The sequence below is a fragment of the Pseudomonas sp. G.S.17 genome, from assembly GCF_038096165.1.
GTDB lineage: Bacteria > Pseudomonadota > Gammaproteobacteria > Pseudomonadales > Pseudomonadaceae > Aquipseudomonas.
In genome coordinates this window covers 2,511,729-2,531,683 of the sequence record NZ_CP151076.1, presented here as the reverse complement: position 1 = coordinate 2,531,683, position 19,955 = coordinate 2,511,729, and the positions used below count along the sequence as shown (strand labels likewise).

The following is a 19,955-nucleotide window of genomic DNA, read 5'->3' as shown; positions in this document are numbered from 1 at the left end:
GTTATTGATACGCCTGCTTCGAGAAGCGGCGACCCCCTGCGTTTAGGGCCCTGCACCTTGTTCATTCGCTAAAGCGTGCCTTGGCATAGTTAAAAAGTAGACGAGTAAAATGCGTATTCTTCTGGTAGACGACGATCCGGTACTGGCCTTGCTCGCGGCAGCAACCTTGGCGGATGAGCATGAAGTCATCGGACCTGCCTACGACGCGTCGCACGCCTTGCTGTTGGCGGCGCAGTACAAGGCTGACGTGGCATTCGTCGATATCAACCTCAACGGCCACGACGAAGGCATTGCCCTGGCCCGCGGTCTCTGGGCCAGGCATGGGGTCGCCTCGCTGTTCGTCAGCGGCCAGGTCGGCGCAGCGCGGGCGCACGCCGATGCAGCAATAGGCCTGCTGCGTAAACCCTATGCCCCGGAAGACCTCAATCAGTGCGCGTTGATCGCCCAGGCCATTCTTGCTGGCCAGTCATTGAGTACCCTGCACCCACCCGGCTCACTGGAAATTTTCAGCACCGCCTTTCTACGCAGCGCCAGCGGATGAAACAGCTAAATGACGTCCCCATTGACCCAGTACAACTGGGTGAACTCGAATTTCGGGAATTGGCTGACCACGCTCCGGTAATGATCTGGCGCTCACGTCCGGACAAACGCTGTGACTGGTTCAACGAGCGCTGGAAGTCCTTCACCGGCAAGACCCAGGAGCAACTGTTCGGCTACGGCTGGGCCGAGGATGTGCATCCCGACGATATCGAACAATGCATGTCCATTTATCAGAATGCCTTCGACGCCCGTGACGCCTACACCCTCTCTTATCGCCTGCGTCGTACCGATGGGCAGTATCGCTGGCTGCTGGGCAACGGAGCTCCGTACTACCGGAACGGCGAATTTGCCGGATATTTTGGCAGTTGCATCGACATTACCGATCAGCGGGAAATGGAGGAACAGCAACGGGTACTGCTGGCCGAACTCAATCACCGGGTCAGAAACAACCTGCAGTTGATCATCAGCCTGCTGCAAATCTCGAAACTGCGCGCCAAGGGCGAAGAAGCCAAGACCCTGATGCAAACCGCCATAGCCCGGATAACCGGCGTCGGTGCGGTTCAGGACGAATTGCATCGCAGCAGCACCGGACGCATCGATCTGGCTGACTATCTACCCAAGCTGGCGCGCAACATTATCAATGCCCAACGTCGCGGTCCATCGATCCTGTGCGCCGAGACCCAATCGGTGCAGGTCTCGCTGCAAATGGCTTCAAACCTGGGGCTGATGCTTAACGAATTGATGGGCAACGCGGTCAAGCATTGCCAGGGCGGCCCCGACAGCCGAATCGGCCTGCACCTTTCCCTGCTGGATGACCGGACGGCGCAGATCAGCGTAATCGACGACGGCAAGGGCTTCAGCGCCGAAACCCTCGCGGAATTTTCCCAGCCCAAGGGCAGGCGCGCCGTCAATCTGATTGACGCCCTTTCGCAACGCTGCAAGGCCAAGATCGTGCGCGACAACCTGAGGCCCGAAGAAGGCAGCGGCGCTCGGGTGCAACTGGTGTTTGCGGTGGATAATCTGCCGTGAGCGTTATCTGCACTGCCCCGCAAACCCTGCCTCATCGACTCAATCAATGACCCCATCGGAACAAGCAATTGGACTGCGGCAATTGGACTCAGTTAGCGTGCTGGTCAATTCGACAGTGAACTCCAGGTAGACAACAGGGCGCGCGGTCTTCGTCGGTCTGGATTACTATGTGTCGAGACTCAGTATCGAGAAGGTGAAATGTCAGACCGAATCCTCGTAGACAGCTTTGCACGCAAGGTAGATTACCTGCGGATGTCCGTGACAGACCGTTGCGACTTCCGTTGCGTGTATTGCATGGCCGAAGAGATGACGTTTTTGCCCCGGCAACAGATCCTGTCCCTGGAAGAAATCCTCCAGGTGGCAGAGCGGTTTGTGGCGTTGGGCACCCGCAAGATTCGCCTGACCGGTGGCGAGCCGCTGGTACGCTCGGGCATCGTCGGCCTGTGCAAGAACATCGCCGCCCTGCCCGGCCTGCGCGAACTGTGCATGACGACCAACGGCTCACAGCTGGAAAAACTCGCCCAGCCGCTGTTCGACGCCGGCCTGTCTCGCTTGAACATCAGCCTCGACAGCCTGGACCCGGCACGTTTTCGCGAACTGACCCGTACCGGCGACTTGAGCAAGGTCATTGCCGGCATCGATGCCGCCAATGCCGCAGGTTTTGTCCACACCAAGCTCAATTGCGTGGTGATGCAGGGTCGTAACGATCACGAAATCAACGATTTGGTGGCGTTCGCCATCGAACGCAATCTGGACATCACGTTCATTGAAGAAATGCCGCTGGGTGTGATCAGCGAACACAGCCGCGCCGAGTCGTTTTTCTCCAGTGACCAGGTCCGGGAAAGGATTGCCGAGCGCTATACCCTGATTCATTCCACCGAATCCACCCAGGGCCCGTCCCGTTATTGGCGCCTGGCCGAGGCGCCGGATATTCGCGTCGGTTTCATCTCTCCGCACAGCCACAATTTCTGCGCCACCTGCAACCGGGTGCGCCTGACTGTCGAGGGTCGACTGTTGCTATGCCTGGGCAACGAGCATTCGGCTGACCTCAAGTCAGTGTTGCGCGCACATCCAGGCAAGCCGGAGAAACTGGAAAAAGCCATCATCGATGCCATGCAGCTCAAGCCGTGGAGCCACACCTTCACCCTTGATGACGATGTGCAGGTCGTACGCTTCATGAACATGACGGGCGGCTGACAGCCCGTTCATTTACCCCAGCAATTGACTCAACACCGCCCGCAACTTGCCGGGCTTGACCGGTTTATTGAGCAATGGCGCACCCAGTTTCTGCAATGAACGTCGGCATTGATCGCTTCTGTCGGCGGTAATCATGACTGCGGGTATTTCCTGCCCGAAATATTCACGCAGGCCTCTGACGACCTGGCAGCCGGTCACCCCGTGATCAAGGTTGAAATCCGCGAGAATCAGCTCCGGCGGCCGACCTTCGAGCACGCGATAAGCGCTGGCCTCGTCGCTCGCAGTGAGCACTTCGCAGCCCCATTGGCCAAGCAAGGCGGCCATGCTCTCCAGAATGCTCAATTCGTTGTCCAGCACCAGCAAACGCCGCCCCGGCAGCGGGTTGCCCGTCCCCGATTGTTGCTGCACCACGACACTGACCGGCACCGGTATTTCGTCGGACAGCGGCACGTCGATGCTGAAACGCGAGCCCACGCCCGGCCGGGATTTGACCTGCACCCGATAGCCGAGAATCTTCGCGATCCGCTCGACAATCGCCAACCCGAGGCCCACGCCTTTGCGGTCGGCGGCGCGGCCCACATCCAGCTGATTGAATTCGAGGAAGATCGATTCCAGCCGATCGTCGGCGATGCCGCGCCCGGTATCCCAGACTTCCAGACGCAGAGAGTCGCCGCGCCGTCTGGCGCCCAGCAGGATGCCGCCTGAAGCGGTGTAACGGCAGGCATTGCTGAGGAAATTACGCAGGATTCGGGTCAACAGTCGCAGGTCGGTGTACACCGCAAAATCGCCGATGTGCGCGCGAAAGCTCAAGCCTGAGGCTTGCGCCACTGACTGAAATTCCGAAGCCAGCGGTGCCAGCAGTTCATCCAGCCGATACAACTCCACGTCCGGCTTGACTGCCGCCTGATCCAGCTTGGAGATGTCCAGCAGATCGGTGAGCAGGTCTTCGGCGCCTTCCAGTGCCTGATGGGTGCGTTCCACCAGGATGTGTTCCGCATCCGGCAAGGCGCGCTCGCGCAAGGTGGAGATCAACAACCGCGCCGCGTTCAAGGGTTGCAACAGGTCATGACTGGCGGCGGCCAGGTATTTGTCCTTGCTGCGATTGGCGGCCTGGGCTGCGTCCCTGGCCACCAACAACTCGTCGGTGCGGGCGGCGACACGCTGCTCCAGTTCGTCGTTGAGTTGTTGCAGGCGCTGCTGCGCCAGCTTGCGCTCGGTGATGTCGGCGACGAAGCCCTCGAAAATGCCGTCTTCATCGGGTTTGAGCAGCAGGTTCATCAATACGTCGAGCCAGCTGCCGTCATTGCGGCGCAGCCGGGTTTCGTAGCCCAGCAAGCTGCCTTCGCGTTGCAGGACGTGGCCGATAGCGTCCGTTTCAGCCTGCCCGCCGATAAACAGGCTGCCGGCCAGATCAGCCAGGGAAAACAGCACTTGCTGCGGATCGTCGTAGCCGAGCATGCGCGCCAGTGCCGGGTTGGCGGCCAGCAACCCCTGTTGCAGGCTGGCCTGGAAAATCCCGTGAACGGCATGCTCGAACAGCCATTTGTAGCGGTTGCGCTCCTTTTCCAGCTCCTCGAGCCGCACCGTCAACTCGGGATAATGGCTCTTGCGCGTCGAATGGTTGCCCAGTCCAAGCAACGCGGTCAGCGCGCTTTGCCGCTCGTCAGAGGGCTTCGCCATACACCACCTCAACGTCGCGCTGACTGGACGCGCGCGGGTTGGTGAGAATGCACGGGGCATCCATGGCGTGCTGCGAGAGGAACGGAATATCCGACATCCTGACCCCGTGCCGCCCCAGGGTTTCGTGGAAGCCGACCGCATGTTTGAGGGCGATCAAATGTTCGACCAGGCGCTGGGAAATCATTTTGTGGGTCAGCCCACGGCAATCGATGCCCAGGGTTTCGGCGATCAACTTGAAGCGGTCGGGCGCGGAGCTGTAGTTGAAGGCCACAACGTGTTCGACCAGTACTGCGTTGCACAAGCCGTGAGGCAAGTCGAGGAAACCGCCGAGGCTGTGGGACATGGCATGCACCGCGCCAAGGATCGCATTGGAAAACGCCAGCCCGGCCTGCATGCTGCCGAGCATGATTTTCTCGCGCAGGGCGATGTCGGTGGGATTGGCGATCATCTGCACAAGGTTGCCGTCAATCAGGCGCATGGCCTCCAGCGCATGAGGATCGGTCAGCGGACCGTGACCCGTGGAAACGAAGGCTTCAATGGCATGCACCAGCGCGTCGATGCCGGTACAGGCGGCCAGAAACGGATCCATGCTCAGCGTGGTTTCCGGATCGATCAACGACACGTCCGGGACCACCGCCTTGCTGACGATGGAAAATTTCATGCGCTCTTGCTGATTGGAAATGATCACGAATTGCGAGACATCGGCGGAGGTCCCGGCCGTGGTCGGAATCAGGATCAACGGCGGGCTCGGCACACGGATGGTGTCCACGCCTTCGAATTCAAGGATGTTGCGCCCATGTGCCACAACAATGCCGATGCCCTTGCCGCAATCCATCGGGCTGCCACCGCCCACCGCGACGATCACATCGCAGTGATGCTCGCGGTACAGCTCGGCGCCACGCATGACTTCTTCGACCCGAGGATTGGGCGAGACGTCGCTGTACAGGAAGTGGTCGATATTCAAGGCTTGCAGGCTGGCCTGGACATCGGCCACCCAACCGGCGGCAATCACGCCAGGGTCGCTGACCAGCAGGACCTTGCGCGCACCGAAGGTTTTCGCATAGTTGCCGACGCTGTGACGACTGCCGGCACCAAAGATGATTTCAGGAGAAACGAATTTACGCAGCTGGCTGAGGTTCTGGCTCATATAAAGCCTTTTTTTGTTGTTATTAGAAGATGAACGCCAGCCTAGTGTATTTGTTACTGAATGCAATACGACCTTTTAATGACACGGCCCGGACAGCAAAAGGCCCCGGCCATCGCGAAGGATGGACCGAGGCCGGGACAGTCTGGTTCAGCGACTGGCGAAATACATGGTCACTTCAAAGCCGATACGCAGATCGGTAAACGCGGGTTTTTTCCACATGGGTCAATCCTCTTGTTGTGCCGGGAAAGTCCGGTTGTTCAATTAGTGCATGGGTGATGCACGGTTGAAATAGTACTTTGGGCCTGAAAACGCCCTGGATCAGACGATCTCAGATTCTGTTGGAGCGAAGCTTGCCCGCGAATCAGGCACCTCGGTGGGCCATACCCACCGCGTTATCGTTCTTCGCGAGCAAGCTCGCTCCCACCCCGCAAGCTCTAGCCATCAGCGTTTGGCGACCAATTCTTTCGGCAGTTTGAAAGTCCAGAGCATGCCGCCCTGATTGAAATCCTTGATCCGCTTGGCCACTTCGCCACCCCACAGCGGCACCGCACCGCCCCAGCCCGACAGGACCGAAACGTATTGCTCGCCGTCCATTTCCCAGGTCACAGGCGAGCCGAGTACGCCGGAGCCGGTCTGGAACTCCCAGACTTTCTCGCCCGTTTTGGCATTGAATGCCTGCAGGAAACCTTCAGGCGTCCCGGTGAACACCAGATTGCCCTTGGTGGTCATCACCCCGCCCCAGAGCGGCGCGTAGTTCTTGTGCCGCCAGACTTCCTTGCCGGTTTTCGGGTCGATGGCGCGCAGCACGCCAATGTAATCTTCGTTGAGCGGTTTGATGGTGAAGCCCGCACCGAGGAACGCCGCGCCTTTTTTGTAGGCGATGCCCTCGTTCCAGATGTCCATGCCCCATTCATTGCCCGGCACGTAGAACAAACCGGTGTCAGGGCTGTAAGCCATCGGCATCCAGTTTTTCGCGCCGAGGAATGCCGGAGCGACAAATGACGAGGTGCCTTTGGCCTCGCCGTCTGGAGCGCCAGGACGACTGGCGTCGATGTAGATCGGCCGACCGTCTTTGTCCAGGCCGCTGGCCCAGGTGATCTTGTCGGCAAACGGGAAGCCGCGAATGAACTTGCCGTCCTTGCGGTTCAGCACATAAAAGAAGCCGTTGCGGTCAGCAGTGGCGGCGGCCTGCACGGTTTTGCCGTCCTGCTCGTAATCGAACGAGATCAGCTCGTTGACGCCGTCATAATCCCAGCCGTCGTGAGGCGTGCTCTGGAAGTGCCATTTGATGGTGCCGTCATCGGGATTCAACGACAGACGCGAAGACGAATACAGGTTGTCGCCGGGCCGCATATGCGAGTTCCACGGCGACGGGTTGCCGGTGCCGATCAGGATCTGATTGTTGCTGGGGTCGAAATAGCCGCCCAGCCAGGGCGCCGCGCCGCCGGTTTTCCAGAGATCGCCGGGCCAGGTCTTGTTGGCCTCACCGCCGGAGATACCATTCTCGATGGCCTTGCCGTCCTTGTAGGTGTAACCCATGTTGCCTTCGACGGTTGGCCGCGACCACAGCAGCGTGCCGTTCTTCGGATCATAAGCCTCGACCTTGCCCACCACCCCGAACTCGCCACCCGCCACGCCGGTAATCAGCTTGCCGTTGACGATCATCGGCGCGGCGCTGATGGAGTAGCCGGCCTTGTGATCGGCAACCTGTTTGCTCCACACCACCTTGCCGGTGTCTTTGTTGAGGGCCACCAGCTTGGCATCGAGCGTGCCGAAGTAGACCAGATCGCCATATAGCGCCACGCCGCGATTGATCACGTCGCAGCAAGGACGGATGTCATCAGGCAGACGCGCGTCGTATTGCCAGAGCTTCTTGCCGGTGCGCGCATCCACGGCGAAAACCCGGGAATACGAGCCGGTCAGGTACATCACGCCGTCCTTGATCAACGGTTGCGCCTGCTGGCCACGCTGTTTTTCACCGCCGAAGGAAAACGCCCATACCGGCCGCAGGTCCTTGACGTTTTCGGTGTTGAGAATATCCAGCGGGCTGTAGCGCTGGCCCAGGACGCCCAGGCCATTGGTGACGATCTGCTCGGGATTTTTCGGATCCTGAAGGATTTCTTCGTCGGTCACCGCTGCCAGGGCTGTGCCTGACAGCAACATGGCGCTCATGAGCAGGCTCAGGGCGAAAGATGGGCGACGTGCGGGTTGGGTCATGACGGCTGCCTCTGCGTTCTTGTTGTTCTGGATGTCTGTTCTGGATGCTTCGGGAAAATTTCCCGACCTGTCACAGATTCTTCTAGGCCAGGCACCTCGGAACAATTGGCCGCAGTATCGAAATGTCTAGTTCCTTGGTAGTGCCTTGGTAGTGCCTTGCTGGCTTCAGCGGGCATCCACGCGCGTCATCTGCGCTTGTTCGTAACGCGAATACAGATGACTGACGCTGCGAATCAGCTCGTAACGGGTCAGGCTTATCGCCGCAAAACGCTCCGGGATCGGGCTGCGAATCACCTCAGCCATGTCACTGCCATTGGCGGCAGCGGTGCGCAGCAGGTTGTCGAGCCAGCCGAGGTAATCGCGCATCTGCATGAACGGCACATCATCGCTGGCCACCGGACCATGCCCCGGCACCAGCTGTTTCCAGGGCAACGCCTGCAGTTGCTCAAGGTCCGCCAGCCAGACGTCCAGCCCAGGCGTGTTCGGCGTGGTCAAAGCCCGTTGGTAAAACACGATGTCGCCAGCGAACAGCACGCCGGTCAGCTCGTCGAAGATCGCCAGGTCCGCCCCAGTGTGGCCTTTAAGCGCGATCAGCCGCAGCGGATGCCCACCCAGATTCAAGGTGCTGGCGTTCAACGCTTGATTGGGCAGCAGCACTTCAGTGCCACGCATCCAGTCGCCGACCATGCGGTACATGTTTTCCGCGAGCGCATCACCGTGCTGCCGCATCAGCTCGGTGGTTGCGCCAAGCGCGCCGATGGGCACATCCGAAAAAGCCTGGTTACCCAGCACATGGTCGGGATGGTGATGGGTCAGCAGCACCTGAATCACCGGTTTGTCGGTGGTTGCCGCAATTGCCTTGCGCATCGCCGCGCCGTAGCGCCGGGACGGACCGGTATCGATCACCACGACGCCACTGCCGGTGACGATAAACGCGGTATTGACGATGTTGCCGCCATTGGCCTTGGCAAAGTTATCGGTGCTGCCTTCAAGCAGGTAGGTATTTTCGGCGATCTGCCGGGGCTTGAGGTTGTATTCCAGCTCGGCCTGAGAGAATGGGCTGATCAGTAACCAGATCAGCAGTGCCGCGCGTTTCGACCCTCTTCGAGCGTTATGCATGTCAGGGCACCGCCGCATTGAATTCATTGCCGCTGGTGTCGCGCAGCACTAAACGGGTGGTGCCGGAACCTCGCACATCAAAGCCCAGCATCGGGTTTTCGCTGACCGCCGGAAACAGTTCCAGACTTGCCAGGAGGTGGTCGCTGGCGTCGCGCAGTTCGGCGTGATTGAGGTAGAACTCGGGGATGCCGCTGACCATGCCGTTGTCCATGGGATGGGAAATCTGCAGGCGTAGACGGCTGAAGTCCTGACGCGGATAGCGTCCACCCAGCACTTCGCCGATGTGTTCTTCCCAACCCGCTTGGGTACGTACCACGCTGGGCGCCGTGCAACCGCCGCCCGCCGCCTGAATTGTCGTCGAGCCGATATGCCAGACACCATCGCGGGTCAGCACGGCGGCGCGCAACGGTGTGGCCTGTTCGATGCGAATGCGGATCGCCAGCCACGGCATGACCTGTTCGCCGGGCTGGAAGTCGACGATCTGCGGCAACGGATTGAGTTCGGCCCAGGCCAGGATTCGCAGCACCTGGCCCTGATAAGCCCGGGCATCGATCTCGATGGGCACCTGTCGCGCGTCCTCGGCAAAAGGTGGCGCGCGCAGGATGACGTTCTCGTCAAATACGTAGGGCGCGTCCTTGAGCAGCTTTTGCTGGAAGAACGCCCACATGACCGAAACCACCGGGTCTTTGCCGGGATCGGGCGGGACGGCGAGGGCCAAGGTCGGCGCAAGCAACAGCAACAGTGCAGCGATGCGGGTGAACATGAATTCTCCGTTATTTGCCCAGATCGCCAGCGAACATACCGGCCTCTTCGCGAGCAAGCTCGCTCCCACGTAATCTGCGCAGATACTCGCCTCCCTACTGATACATCTCCGGCACGTCATATCGCATGCCGTAGGCGGCGTAGATCTTTTGTACCTCGCCGTCGCGGATCATGATTTCCAGCTGTTCTTCCAGGGCGTAGGACAACTGGCGATTGCTTTCGTGGACTGCCATGCCGATTTCCCAGACCTGGCGGCCCATGTTCGGGTAGGCGTTTTCCGCAAGGATCAGTTGCGGGTCATTCGCCTGATGCAATTGCCAGTCGATTTCGCCACGCATGGCCATGACCGCGTCCACCTCGCCGCCCTGCATGGCGACAAACGCCTGCTGCACGCCGGGATAGTGATGGGTCCTGGCGGCGAACTGGCCGTTGAAGATCGATGTCAGGTAGAACGACGGCACGCTGTCGATTTCCACGCCGATGGGATGCGCTTCGAACACCGCGACGCTGGGCACCGCGTCCAGACGGCGATGGTCGTAAGCGACTTGCCAACGCTCGGTCTGATAGGGCCCGAACATCACCACATGATCATTGTCCAGCTCACCGAACTCGTTGCGGCGCTGGGCGTAATCCCGGTCATAGGGAACCCGCATCATGACGTCGGCCAACTGCTGGTCGCGCAACTGGCTGCCGCGCCAGATCAAATCCCGCAAGTCATCGTCGAGTTTTTCACCGGGAGGCGCCCACATCAATTCCAGGCTGACGCCCAGCGCCTTGGCCAATGCCGTGGCCAGTTCGATGTCCACGCCCCGTGGCTGACCGTCGACCTTGAAGCTGTAGGGCGCGAAGTCCTGATAGACCGCGACTTTCAACACCCCGGAATCAATGATCGTGTCGTAGTTGCGCACCTGTGCGTTGGCGACCGGACCCAGCAGGATCAGAGCACACCACAGCATTGCGCTTGATAGCGTTGCGTTTGAGAAGATGGCGAGCAGACGCATGCGGTCACTCCTCGACGTGAACGCTGTCCAGATAGGTACGCACCGCCCAGAGCGCTTCCTGGCTCAAGTAATCGGCCATTTTCGGCATGTAGACACGACCGTCGCGCACCGCGCCGTTGCGCACTCGCTCAACGAACCACTCGTCACCCACGACGCCAACGTCCAGCAAACGCAGGTCGGGCGCGATGCCGCCGGATTTGGCTTCCAGGCCATGGCAGGCCGCACAGTTCTGGTTATAGGCCGACGAGCCGATTTCCAGCGCGCGGGCGTGATCCTTGGAATCACGATAGGGATTCTCGGTACGCCATTCGGCGCCCAATGGTTCGAGTCCTTCAGTGGCCACCGCTTGCGGCACCACGTTGCCATGCGCCAGCGCCAGACCGCTCGCAGCCAACAGGCTGATCAGGGTTGCAGTGAGCACGGTAGTTGAGATTCTTATCATTGTTATGTCCTCAAGATTGCACGCAAAAAGCCACGCAGCCATCTTAAGAACCCTGTCACCCGCATCGAATGCTGCTTTGGTGGCCGCGCCCTCCTCCCTTGGTAGTAGAGCTTGGGACGCAGGTCCAAATCAGGGGCGATTCGGGAACTCTTCCCGGCAACAGCGGGAGTTTTTCCGTATCGCGCCCCGCTTCGCGCCGCCAACCTGTGCAGGTCCAAACCTTCAATGGAACCTGCCCCATGACAATAACAAGATCGTCACCTGCCGCTTTGTCACCACTGGCCCTGGCCCTGTTGCTGGGCGGCCTGTCGCTTTCGGGCCTTGCCAGCGCCGCCGATGCGGGCAAGGTCAGTTGGGAAGACATCGCCGAGGACCATCTCAGCACGCAAAACGTTCTGCAATACGGCATGGGCACCAACGCCCAACGCTGGAGCCCCCTGGCGCAGGTGAACGACAAAAACGTCTTCAAACTCACCCCGGCCTGGTCGTATTCCTTTGGCGATGAGAAGCAGCGCGGTCAGGAGTCTCAGGCCATTGTCAGCAACGGCGTGATTTACGTCACCGGCTCCTATTCCCGGGTATTCGCCCTGGAAGCCAAGACCGGCAAACGTCTGTGGACTTACAACCACCGCCTGCCGGACGACATCCGTCCGTGCTGCGACGTGGTCAACCGTGGCGCCGCGATTTACGGCGACAAGATTTTCTTCGGCACCCTGGATGCGCGAGTCATCGCGCTGGACAAGAACACCGGCAAAGTGGTCTGGAACAAGAAATTCGGCGACCACAGCAGCGGCTACACCATGACCGGCGCGCCAACGCTGATCAAGGATAAGGTCAGCGGCAAGGTGCTGTTGATTCACGGCAGTTCGGGTGACGAGTTCGGTGTGGTGGGCCGTCTGTTCGCCCGGGATCCGGATACCGGCGAAGAAGTCTGGATGCGGCCTTTTGTCGAAGGTCACATGGGCCGCCTGAATGGCAAGGACAGCACGCCGACCGGTGACATCAAGGCGCCCTCATGGCCGGACGACAAGACCACCGAAACCGGCAAGGTCGAAGCCTGGAGCCACGGCGGCGGCGCACCCTGGCAGAGTGCGAGCTTTGATCCCGAAAGCAACACCCTCATTGTTGGCGCCGGCAACCCCGGCCCGTGGAACACCTGGGCACGCACCGCCAAGGACGGCAATCCTCACGACTACGACAGCCTCTACACCTCAGGTCAGGTTGGGGTCGACCCGAGTACCGGCGAAGTGAAGTGGTTCTATCAACATACGCCGAACGACGCCTGGGATTTTTCCGGCAACAACGAACTGGTGCTGTTCGACTACAAGAGTCAGGACGGCAAGACCGTAAAAGCCACCGCCCACGCCGACCGCAATGGCTTCTTCTACGTGGTGGACCGCAACAACGGCAAGTTGCAGAACGCCTTCCCGTTCGTCGACAACATCAGTTGGGCCAGCCATATCGACCTGAAAACCGGGCGTCCGGTGGAAAACGAAGGCAAGCGTCCCGCCAAGCCATTGCCAGGCGAAACCAAGGGCAAACCGGTGGAGGTTTCGCCGCCGTTCCTGGGCGGCAAGAACTGGAACCCCATGGCCTACAGCCAGGACACCGGCCTGTTCTACGTTCCCGCCAACCAGTGGAAAGAAGACTATTGGACCGAAGAAGTGAACTACAAAAAAGGCTCGGCCTATCTGGGCATGGGCTTCCGTATCAAGCGGATGTATGAGGACCACGTCGGCACCCTGCGCGCCATGGACCCCACCAGCGGCAAGGTAGTCTGGGAGCACAAGGAGCGCCTGCCGCTCTGGGCCGGCGTGCTGGCGACCAAAGGCAATCTGGTGTTCACCGGGACCGGCGATGGCTTCTTCAAGGCCTTCAACGCCAAAACCGGGGAAGAGCTGTGGAGCTTCCAGACTGGCAGCGGCATTGTTTCCCCGCCCATCACCTGGGATCAGGACGGCGAGCAGTTCATTGGCGTGACGGTGGGTTACGGCGGCGCGGTGCCGTTGTGGGGCGGCGACATGGCCGAATTGACCAAACCGGTGGCGCAAGGCGGATCGTTCTGGGTGTTCAAGATTCCGAGCTGGGACAGCAAGACAGCGACCAGATAAAACGGCCTCTGTAGGAGCCAACTTGTTGGCGAGGCGGCGTGTCAGCTACGCCGCTTCGCGAGCAGCTCGCTCCCACGAATCGCATTAACCCTGCCCTGGAAAACCATCATGAACTACCTGCCGCTCATTCTATTTTTCGCCCTGCCCTGCGCGCTGGCCGCCGACGACGGCGAGCCGTTGGTGATCAACGGTTGCACCATCGCCGAAGCCAGCCAATGCCCGAACGCCGACCTGCGCGGCGCGGACCTGAGCAATCAGGATTTGCGCAAGATGAACCTGGCTGGCGCCGACCTGCGCGATGCCAATCTGCGTCATGCCCGCCTGGATCTGGCCAATCTGGAAAAAGCCCGCCTGCAGAACGCCACGCTGACCCGCGCCAGCCTGCAACAGACCAACCTGCGCCTGGCCGACCTTGGCGGCGCGCAACTGCAAGCGGTGCAAGGCTGGGGCTTGTTTGCCCAGGGCGCGCAATTCGAAGGCGCCAACCTCAGCGCCGCTTACCTGCAATTCGCTCGTTTGTCCGGGGCGAAACTGCATAACGTCAACTTGCAGGCTGCGGATCTGGAGATGACCTTTCTCAACAAGGCCGACCTGCAGGGCGCGGATCTGCGCGACGCGAATCTTCAGGAAACCAAGTTCGGCGCAAGCAATCTGGCCAACGCCAACCTCACGGGTGCACGGCATCCGTATGCCAATTTCCAGGACAGCAATATGCAAGGGTGCGTGGCGTGCCCTGGCGGTTGGGATGATTGAGGGGGCTGCGGATGAACCGTGAGAATGAGGCTTGCCCACGAATTGGCCGTAGGACCGGCTTTAGCCGGGAGGGCAATTGACGGCCTCGCGACTAAAGTCGCTCCTACAGTCGCTCCTACGGAAAATGGCATTGGCGCAAAAAACCTCACATAACCACCCGCATCACCCCGGTATCAATTGCCAGGTGCACCAGTTCCGCATGGGAACTGACCTGCAGCTTGTTCTTGAGCAATGTCAGGTAATTGGAAACGGTCTTGGCGCTGATGCACAGGCGTTCGGCAATCACCCGCGACGGCGTGCCTTTGGCGAGCATCAGGAAAATCTCCAGCTCCCGCCGGGTCATGCTTTGCAGACGCGGATCGGCGCAATCCTGCTGCTGAGGATTGCAGGCCAGTTGCGTGGCCAGCGGCTGCTCGATGTAAGCGTGCCCGGCAAGGATTCGGCGCACCGCCTCGATCAGCACATCGGGGGCCGAGCTTTTAGTCAGGTAGCCCGAAGCTCCGGCGTCCAGTGCCTGGCGCACCAGGGGAAGTTCGTCATGCATGCTGAAAAATAACACCCGCAGTTGCGGCAAGCGTTGTCGCAAGCGCCGGGTGGTTTCCAGACCGCTGATGCCTGGCAGGCCGAAATCCATGATCACCAGTTGCGGAATGTCTTCCTGCACACACACCAGGGCTTCCTCACCGGTCGCTGCTTCGCGCACCTGCACCAGCGGCAACATCGCGCGCAGCAAACTGGCGTAGCCCTGCCGCACCACGGCGTGGTCGTCGACAATCAGAATATGCATTCAAGCCTCCAGGGGAATGTTCAGTGCCAGCGTCCAGCCAGCACCGGGTTGCGTCTCGATATGCAGCTCACCGCGCAGGCAGCGGACGCGTTCGCGCATGGAATACAGGCCCACGCCGGGCCGCTGCGGTGGCAGCGCGCCGCAGCCGTTGTCGCGAATTTCCATGACCAGTCGAGCGCTAAGCCTGCGCAGGCTGACCCGCACCTGACTGGCGTTGGCATGCCTTACCACATTGGTCAGCGCTTCTTGCAGCAACCGGTACAGATGCGTCTTCGCAGCGGGGTTCAACTCGGGGAGTTGCGGGTCGACCAGCAGCACGCACTCAATGCCGTGAGCGCTGCGCCACTGCTCCGCCAGCAAGGTCATAGCCTCGGGCAGTGGCAGGTGCTGCAAGACCACCGGGTACAAATCCCGGATCAACGCCCGAAAGCCAAGCTGCAATTGCTCGCAATTGGCCTCCAGCCCCAGAGCGGTACTGCGCACCACGTCTGATTGATCGGCCACTATGCGCAGCAAACAGGCCTGGGCGCGAATCCCGGCAAGGTATTGGCCAAGGTCATCATGCAGGGTCTGCGCGAGTCGCGTGCGCTCCTGATCCTGCACCGCGAGCAGCGCTTGGGTCAGGCGTCGGTTATCGGCTTCGACATGTTCCAGGGTGGCGGTCATGCGGTTGAAATGCCCGGCCAATTGTTGCGCCTCGGCATTGCCTTGCAAGGGCAGGCGCACGTGCAGCGCCCCGCGAGAAACCTGCTGCAAGGCTTTGAGCAGGTTATCCAGCACATGCATGCCGCGACACACCGCCCAGCGAATCGTCGACAGACTCACCACCAGCGCCAGGCCACACAGCAACAGCAATTGCTGCAATGAGTCCCAGACCTCATCGATTTCATCGCTGGGATCGACGCCAAGCTGCACCCGCCGACCATCACTGAGGTCGAGAACCCGCACTGCGTGGCTCTCGGCGGGGAACAGCCAGCGAGCAATCAAGGCATCCGCGCCGCTTTGTGTGATCAGGTGTGGCGGCTCATCGGCGGCCAGCCAGATGACGCGCACATGGCGCAGGTGTTCGCTCAGATGCGGCTGGAGCGCGGCGGGCTGCTGTTCGGCGGTGTCACTCAGGTATTGCACCACGGCCTGGGCGGCGACCAGCTCGCGGTCGACATCGGCCACGGCCTGATGCAACAGCAGCCACAAGCAGGCCGCCGTGACCAGCGAGAAGAAACCGATCACCCAAAGGTTGATGCGCCAGAGTGCGGACATGACCTTGCCTTCTTATTATTGATATCCGCATGCTAAATCCCGGCAACAGCAGTCCGGCTACTACCTTGGTACTGGCAGACTGGTACTTTCTGCATATTTCCCCGCCCTCGCGGCGTTCCTATGCTGGCGCTACCCGTAACGGAGTGCCTCATGCGCCAGCTTTCCAGACCCGCCCTGCACTGCCTGCTTGCCCTTGCGGCGGCGGTCTTGTGGACAAGCCCAAGCCCGGCCGCCGATGAAACCCTGCAAGTGCGCGTCGGGTATCTGGCCTTCGTGCCCGACCCCGGCCCGCTGTTATCCAATGTCATTCCTGAACCGGTGGATGCCGGACTACGCGGCGCCGAACTGGCGATCATCGACAGCAACAGCACCGGGCGTTTCCTCAAACACAGCTACAACCTGGAAACCGCCAGCGCCGACAGTGCGCAGGCATTGCTGGAAAAAGCCCGCGCGCTGCATGAGCAAGGTTTGCGGCTGTTTGTGGTCAATGCTCCGGCGGATACGCTGCGCCAGCTCAGCGCCGCGTTGCCGGACAGTCTGCTGTTCAACGCTGGCAGCGCCGACGACAGCCTGCGCAGCACTGCCTGTTTGAGCAACGTGCTGCACACCTTGCCCAGCCGGGCGATGTTGACCGATGCGCTGGCGCAATTTCTCGCCGTACGGCGCTGGAATCGCTGGCTGCTGATCGTCGGTCAGACGCCCGATGATCAGGCGTATGCGGCGGCCGTACGCCGCGCCGCCAAGCGCTTCGGACACACCATCGTCGCCGAAAAAAGCTGGAGCTTTGACAACGACCAGCGCCGCAGCGCCCAGGCCGACATGCCGCTGTTCACCCAGACCGCCGAATACGACGTGGTGCTGGTAGCGGACGAACGGGGCGACTTTGGCGAGTACGTGCCCTACCAGACCTGGTACCCGCGCCCGGTCGCCGGCACCCAGGGCCTGACGCCGACCGGCTGGCACAAGACCGTGGAAACCTATGGCGCGGCGCAATTGCAGAAACGTTTCGAAGCCCTGGCCGGACGCTGGATGAACGACCGGGATTTCGCGGCCTGGATGGCCGTGCGCAGTATCGCCAGCGCAGTCAGCAAACTGCGCGGCGTCGATCCACTGGACATCCGCCGCCTGGAGTTAAGCGATCAGTTGCCGCTGGACGGCTTCAAGGGCCGCAAGCTCAGCTATCGCGCGTGGAATGGCCAGTTGCGCCAGCCAATTCCCATCGTCCAGCCCCGCGCCCTGGTCAGCACGTCGCCACAGGATGGCTTTCTGCACCCGGTCACCGAACTCGACAGCCTGGGCTATGACAAGCCCGAAGTGAGCTGCACCTTCAACTGACGTTTTGCCGACAATTCCAACAATAAGGAACACGCCATGCGCCGCACCCTGATCGCCACTGCCTTGATGGCCGCCGCCCTTTCAACCCTCGCGGGGCAAAGCCTGGCGGCCACCGCCTGGGTGTCCAACGAGAAGGACAACAGCCTCAGCCTGATCGACATGGACAGCCTGAAAGTCACGCAAACCATTGCCGTCGGCATGCGCCCTCGCGGCTTGCTGCTGTCCCATGACAACAAGCTGCTGTACATCTGCGCCAGCGACTCGGACCGGGTGCAAGTGATGGATGTGGCCACCCACAAAATCATCAAGGAGCTGCCCTCCGGCAAAGACCCGGAACAGTTCGCCCTGCACCCCAACAACCGCTGGCTGTATGTTTCCAACGAAGACGACTCGCTGGTGACGGTGATCGATACCGAGAACTCCAAGGTCCTGGCGCAGATCGATGTCGGCGTCGAACCCGAAGGCATGGCGGTCAGCCCCGACGGCAAGTGGGCGGTCAATACCAGCGAAACCACCAACATGCTGCACTGGATCGACACCAGCACCCAGACCCTGGCCGACAACACTTTGGTGGATCAACGACCACGCTTCGTCGAGTTCAATCAGGACGGCTCGCAACTCTGGGCATCGGCGGAAATCGGCGGCACGGTGAGTGTGATCGACGTCGCCACCCGCAAGATCATCAAGACCCTGAACTTCCAGATCAAAGGCGTTCACCCGGACAAGGTGCAGCCGGTGGGCATCAAGATCGCCGCCAACGGCAAATACGCCTTCGTCGCCCTGGGCCCGGCCAACCATGTGGCGGTGATTGACGCCAAGACCCTGGAAATCGTCGATTACCTGCTCGTCGGCAGGCGGGTCTGGCAGATGGCGTTTACCCCGGATCAAAGCCAGTTGCTGACCACCAACGGCGTCAGTGGCGATGTGTCGGTGATCGACGTCGCCAGCCTCAAGGTAACCAAGTCGATCAAGGTCGGCCGTTACCCTTGGGGTGTGGTCGTGACCCCATGAATGCGCTGGAGGTCGACGACCTGAGTTTCGCCTATGGGCCTCGGGAAGCCTTGCGCCAGATCAGTTTCAGCCTCGCTCCGGGCCGCTTTGGTGCGTTGCTCGGCCCCAATGGCGCGGGTAAATCAACCCTGATCGCCTTGCTGACCCGGCTGTATGACCTGCAACGCGGCGAAATTCGCGTGGGCGGCTGTTCCCTGCGCCAGACGCCGCGCCCGGCGCTGCGGCAATTGGGTGTGGTGTTTCAACAAAGCACGCTGGACCTGGACCTGAGTGTCGAACAAAACCTGCGTTATCACGCCGCGCTGCACGGCATGCCGCGTCGTTCGGCAATCGCCCGCGTCGCTGAAGAACTGGCGCGTCAGGGGTTGACCGAGCGCAAGGCCGAACGGGTCCGCGAGCTGAATGGCGGGCATCGGCGTCGGGTGGAAATCGCTCGGGCCCTGTTGCATGAGCCACGCCTGTTGCTGCTCGACGAAGCCAGCGTCGGCCTTGATCCGGCCAGCCGTCTGGCGCTCAACCAGCACGTGCGCAGCCTGTGTCGCGAACAAGGCATCAGTGTGCTTTGGACCACGCATTTGCTCGATGAAGTGCAGCCCGACGATGACTTGCTGATCCTGCATCAAGGACGCCTGGTCGCCTCAGGCAACGCCGGAGCCGTCAGTGCCGAACATGGCGGTGAACTGGGCACTGCGTTTGCCCGCCTGACCCTTGTTTCTGCATCTGGAGCAATCAGCCGATGAACGCCTATTGGCAATGTTTCAGCGGTATTGTCCTGCGTGAATGGCTGCGTTTCATTCTGCAACGCACACGATTCCTCAGCGCGTTGGTGCGCCCACTGCTGTGGCTATTGGTGTTCGCGGCAGGTTTTCGCGCGGCGCTGGGCATCGCCATCATCGAGCCCTACGACACCTACATTCCTTACGAGGTGTACATCATTCCGGGCCTGGCCTGCATGATTCTGCTGTTCAACGGCATGCAAGGCTCATTGTCCATGGTTTACGACCGGGAAATGGGCAGCATGCGCGTGTTACTCACCAGCCCACTGCCTCGCACCTTTCTGCTGATCAGCAAATTGCTGGCCACGTCGTTGATTTCGTTGTTGCAGGTGTATGCCTTTCTGGCGATTGCCTGGGTTTACGGCGTGCAACCACCCGCATGGGGTTTGCTGGCAGCGCTGCCAGCCTTGTTGTTGGTGGCGTTGATGCTCAGCGCGTTGGGCCTGTTGCTGTCGAATGCGATCCGCCAACTGGAAAACTTCGCCGGGGTGATGAATTTCGTGATCTTCCCGATGTTTTTCCTGTCGTCGGCGCTTTATCCGCTATGGAAAATGCAGGAGGCCAGCCAATGGCTGTATTGGCTGTGCGCGATCAACCCGTTCAGCCACGCGGTGGAACTGGTGCGCTTTGCCCTTTATGAGCGCTTCAACCTGCTGGCAGCGGCGGTCTGCCTGGGCTTGACGATCATTTTCACGCTGCTGGCCATCGTCACCTTCAACCCCCAACACGCCGCCGTCCGCAAGCCAGGCTAATGTCGCCTTGCAGCTTGAAGCGTGCCGCTCCAGGCT

The 19,955-nt window shown here is 60.7% G+C and carries 19 protein-coding genes; 9 read left to right on the top strand and 10 right to left on the bottom strand.

What is annotated here, in order from left to right:
• Positions 1 to 109 precede the first annotated feature (109 nt).
• The 3 genes from AABC73_RS11760 (at position 110) to moaA (ending at position 2,766) form a co-directional block, all read left to right on the top strand.
• A complete protein-coding gene (locus tag AABC73_RS11760; RefSeq protein ID WP_341523722.1) occupies positions 110 to 541 on the top strand; it encodes a response regulator in 432 nt (143 codons plus the stop codon).
• Positions 538 to 1,569: a histidine kinase dimerization/phosphoacceptor domain -containing protein gene (locus tag AABC73_RS11755; protein WP_341523721.1), complete on the top strand. Its 1,032-nt coding sequence runs from the start codon at positions 538 to 540 to the stop codon at positions 1,567 to 1,569. The genes AABC73_RS11760 and AABC73_RS11755 overlap by 4 nt, the downstream gene beginning before the upstream one ends.
• A 198-nt stretch (positions 1,570 to 1,767) precedes the next feature.
• Positions 1,768 to 2,766, top strand: coding sequence for a GTP 3',8-cyclase MoaA (gene moaA / locus AABC73_RS11750; RefSeq protein WP_341523720.1), 999 nt, complete (start codon positions 1,768 to 1,770; stop codon positions 2,764 to 2,766).
• Positions 2,767 to 2,778: 12 nt separating this feature from the next.
• On the opposite strand, the gene AABC73_RS11745 is transcribed toward moaA, so the two are convergent.
• The 8 genes from AABC73_RS11745 to pedF all read right to left on the bottom strand — a co-directional run bounded on the left by AABC73_RS11745 (position 2,779) and on the right by pedF (position 11,134).
• Positions 2,779 to 4,446, bottom strand: coding sequence for a NahK/ErcS family hybrid sensor histidine kinase/response regulator (locus AABC73_RS11745; protein ID WP_341523719.1), 1,668 nt, complete (start codon positions 4,444 to 4,446; stop codon positions 2,779 to 2,781).
• Complete coding sequence (ercA, locus tag AABC73_RS11740; RefSeq protein WP_341523718.1) at positions 4,430 to 5,593, bottom strand: alcohol dehydrogenase-like regulatory protein ErcA; 1,164 nt, start codon at positions 5,591 to 5,593, stop codon at positions 4,430 to 4,432. The genes AABC73_RS11745 and ercA overlap by 17 nt, the downstream gene beginning before the upstream one ends.
• A 147-nt stretch (positions 5,594 to 5,740) precedes the next feature.
• Positions 5,741 to 5,812 carry a pyrroloquinoline quinone precursor peptide PqqA gene (gene pqqA / locus AABC73_RS11735; protein WP_020289857.1) on the bottom strand — a complete coding sequence of 24 codons (72 nt, stop codon included), beginning with the start codon at positions 5,810 to 5,812 and terminating at the stop codon, positions 5,741 to 5,743.
• Positions 5,813 to 6,034: 222 nt separating this feature from the next.
• The gene (locus tag AABC73_RS11730; RefSeq protein ID WP_341523717.1) at positions 6,035 to 7,810 is read right to left on the bottom strand and encodes a PQQ-dependent methanol/ethanol family dehydrogenase; all 1,776 of its coding nucleotides are present in this window, start codon (positions 7,808 to 7,810) and stop codon (positions 6,035 to 6,037) included.
• A 165-nt stretch (positions 7,811 to 7,975) separates the two neighbouring features.
• Complete coding sequence (locus AABC73_RS11725) at positions 7,976 to 8,929, bottom strand: quinoprotein relay system zinc metallohydrolase 1 (RefSeq protein WP_341523716.1); 954 nt, start codon at positions 8,927 to 8,929, stop codon at positions 7,976 to 7,978.
• Between the two features lies 1 nt (position 8,930).
• Positions 8,931 to 9,692: a quinoprotein dehydrogenase-associated SoxYZ-like carrier gene (locus AABC73_RS11720; RefSeq protein WP_341523714.1), complete on the bottom strand. Its 762-nt coding sequence runs from the start codon at positions 9,690 to 9,692 to the stop codon at positions 8,931 to 8,933.
• Between the two features lie 94 nt (positions 9,693 to 9,786).
• The gene (locus AABC73_RS11715; protein ID WP_341524220.1) at positions 9,787 to 10,647 is read right to left on the bottom strand and encodes a transporter substrate-binding domain-containing protein; all 861 of its coding nucleotides are present in this window, start codon (positions 10,645 to 10,647) and stop codon (positions 9,787 to 9,789) included.
• Positions 10,648 to 10,696: 49 nt separating this feature from the next.
• Positions 10,697 to 11,134 carry a cytochrome c-550 PedF gene (pedF, locus tag AABC73_RS11710; RefSeq protein WP_139110520.1) on the bottom strand — a complete coding sequence of 146 codons (438 nt, stop codon included), beginning with the start codon at positions 11,132 to 11,134 and terminating at the stop codon, positions 10,697 to 10,699.
• A 239-nt stretch (positions 11,135 to 11,373) separates the two neighbouring features.
• Between pedF and exaA the strand changes: the two genes are divergently transcribed.
• Both exaA and AABC73_RS11700 read left to right on the top strand, forming a co-directional pair.
• A complete protein-coding gene (exaA, locus tag AABC73_RS11705) occupies positions 11,374 to 13,245 on the top strand; it encodes a quinoprotein ethanol dehydrogenase (RefSeq protein WP_341523713.1) in 1,872 nt (623 codons plus the stop codon).
• Positions 13,246 to 13,353: 108 nt separating this feature from the next.
• Complete coding sequence (locus AABC73_RS11700) at positions 13,354 to 13,998, top strand: pentapeptide repeat-containing protein (RefSeq protein WP_341523712.1); 645 nt, start codon at positions 13,354 to 13,356, stop codon at positions 13,996 to 13,998.
• 145 nt (positions 13,999 to 14,143) lie between these two features.
• Here AABC73_RS11700 and AABC73_RS11695 read toward each other — a convergent pair whose 3' ends face one another.
• Together AABC73_RS11695 and AABC73_RS11690 are read right to left on the bottom strand one after the other, a co-directional pair.
• On the bottom strand, positions 14,144 to 14,785 hold the full coding sequence (locus AABC73_RS11695) for a response regulator transcription factor (protein WP_341523711.1): 642 nt from the start codon (positions 14,783 to 14,785) through the stop codon (positions 14,144 to 14,146).
• The gene (locus tag AABC73_RS11690) at positions 14,786 to 16,045 is read right to left on the bottom strand and encodes an ATP-binding protein (protein WP_341523710.1); all 1,260 of its coding nucleotides are present in this window, start codon (positions 16,043 to 16,045) and stop codon (positions 14,786 to 14,788) included. It abuts the gene before it with no gap.
• Positions 16,046 to 16,195: 150 nt separating this feature from the next.
• Between AABC73_RS11690 and AABC73_RS11685 the strand changes: the two genes are divergently transcribed.
• Genes AABC73_RS11685 through AABC73_RS11670 form a run of 4 tightly spaced genes read left to right on the top strand, consistent with a single transcriptional unit; the run spans position 16,196 to position 19,919 of the window.
• Positions 16,196 to 17,380, top strand: coding sequence for an ABC transporter substrate-binding protein (locus AABC73_RS11685; protein WP_341523709.1), 1,185 nt, complete (start codon positions 16,196 to 16,198; stop codon positions 17,378 to 17,380).
• Between the two features lie 36 nt (positions 17,381 to 17,416).
• Complete coding sequence (locus tag AABC73_RS11680; protein ID WP_331150369.1) at positions 17,417 to 18,391, top strand: YVTN family beta-propeller repeat protein; 975 nt, start codon at positions 17,417 to 17,419, stop codon at positions 18,389 to 18,391.
• Positions 18,388 to 19,131, top strand: coding sequence for an ABC transporter ATP-binding protein (locus AABC73_RS11675; protein ID WP_341523708.1), 744 nt, complete (start codon positions 18,388 to 18,390; stop codon positions 19,129 to 19,131). The genes AABC73_RS11680 and AABC73_RS11675 overlap by 4 nt, the downstream gene beginning before the upstream one ends.
• The gene (locus tag AABC73_RS11670) at positions 19,128 to 19,919 is read left to right on the top strand and encodes an ABC transporter permease (protein ID WP_341523707.1); all 792 of its coding nucleotides are present in this window, start codon (positions 19,128 to 19,130) and stop codon (positions 19,917 to 19,919) included. The genes AABC73_RS11675 and AABC73_RS11670 overlap by 4 nt, the downstream gene beginning before the upstream one ends.
• Positions 19,920 to 19,955 lie beyond the last annotated feature (36 nt).

Excerpts from the sequence above, each read along its gene's own strand:
- moaA (WP_341523720.1), top strand. The coding sequence starts at position 1,768 with ATGTCAGACCGAATCCTCGTAGACAGCTTTGCACGCAAGGTAGATTAC.
- AABC73_RS11755 (WP_341523721.1), top strand. The coding sequence starts at position 538 with ATGAAACAGCTAAATGACGTCCCCATTGACCCAGTACAACTGGGTGAA.
- AABC73_RS11715 (WP_341524220.1), bottom strand. The coding sequence starts at position 10,647 with ATGCTGTGGTGTGCTCTGATCCTGCTGGGTCCGGTCGCCAACGCACAG.
- AABC73_RS11720 (WP_341523714.1), bottom strand. The coding sequence starts at position 9,692 with ATGTTCACCCGCATCGCTGCACTGTTGCTGTTGCTTGCGCCGACCTTG.
- AABC73_RS11730 (WP_341523717.1), bottom strand. The coding sequence starts at position 7,810 with ATGACCCAACCCGCACGTCGCCCATCTTTCGCCCTGAGCCTGCTCATG.
- AABC73_RS11690 (WP_341523710.1), bottom strand. The coding sequence starts at position 16,045 with ATGTCCGCACTCTGGCGCATCAACCTTTGGGTGATCGGTTTCTTCTCG.
- AABC73_RS11725 (WP_341523716.1), bottom strand. The coding sequence starts at position 8,929 with ATGCATAACGCTCGAAGAGGGTCGAAACGCGCGGCACTGCTGATCTGG.
- AABC73_RS11670 (WP_341523707.1), top strand. The coding sequence starts at position 19,128 with ATGAACGCCTATTGGCAATGTTTCAGCGGTATTGTCCTGCGTGAATGG.
- AABC73_RS11675 (WP_341523708.1), top strand. The coding sequence starts at position 18,388 with ATGAATGCGCTGGAGGTCGACGACCTGAGTTTCGCCTATGGGCCTCGG.
- AABC73_RS11760 (WP_341523722.1), top strand. The coding sequence starts at position 110 with ATGCGTATTCTTCTGGTAGACGACGATCCGGTACTGGCCTTGCTCGCG.
- AABC73_RS11685 (WP_341523709.1), top strand. The coding sequence starts at position 16,196 with ATGCGCCAGCTTTCCAGACCCGCCCTGCACTGCCTGCTTGCCCTTGCG.
- AABC73_RS11695 (WP_341523711.1), bottom strand. The coding sequence starts at position 14,785 with ATGCATATTCTGATTGTCGACGACCACGCCGTGGTGCGGCAGGGCTAC.
- exaA (WP_341523713.1), top strand. The coding sequence starts at position 11,374 with ATGACAATAACAAGATCGTCACCTGCCGCTTTGTCACCACTGGCCCTG.
- pedF (WP_139110520.1), bottom strand. The coding sequence starts at position 11,134 with ATGATAAGAATCTCAACTACCGTGCTCACTGCAACCCTGATCAGCCTG.
- AABC73_RS11680 (WP_331150369.1), top strand. The coding sequence starts at position 17,417 with ATGCGCCGCACCCTGATCGCCACTGCCTTGATGGCCGCCGCCCTTTCA.
- AABC73_RS11745 (WP_341523719.1), bottom strand. The coding sequence starts at position 4,446 with ATGGCGAAGCCCTCTGACGAGCGGCAAAGCGCGCTGACCGCGTTGCTT.
- AABC73_RS11700 (WP_341523712.1), top strand. The coding sequence starts at position 13,354 with ATGAACTACCTGCCGCTCATTCTATTTTTCGCCCTGCCCTGCGCGCTG.
- ercA (WP_341523718.1), bottom strand. The coding sequence starts at position 5,593 with ATGAGCCAGAACCTCAGCCAGCTGCGTAAATTCGTTTCTCCTGAAATC.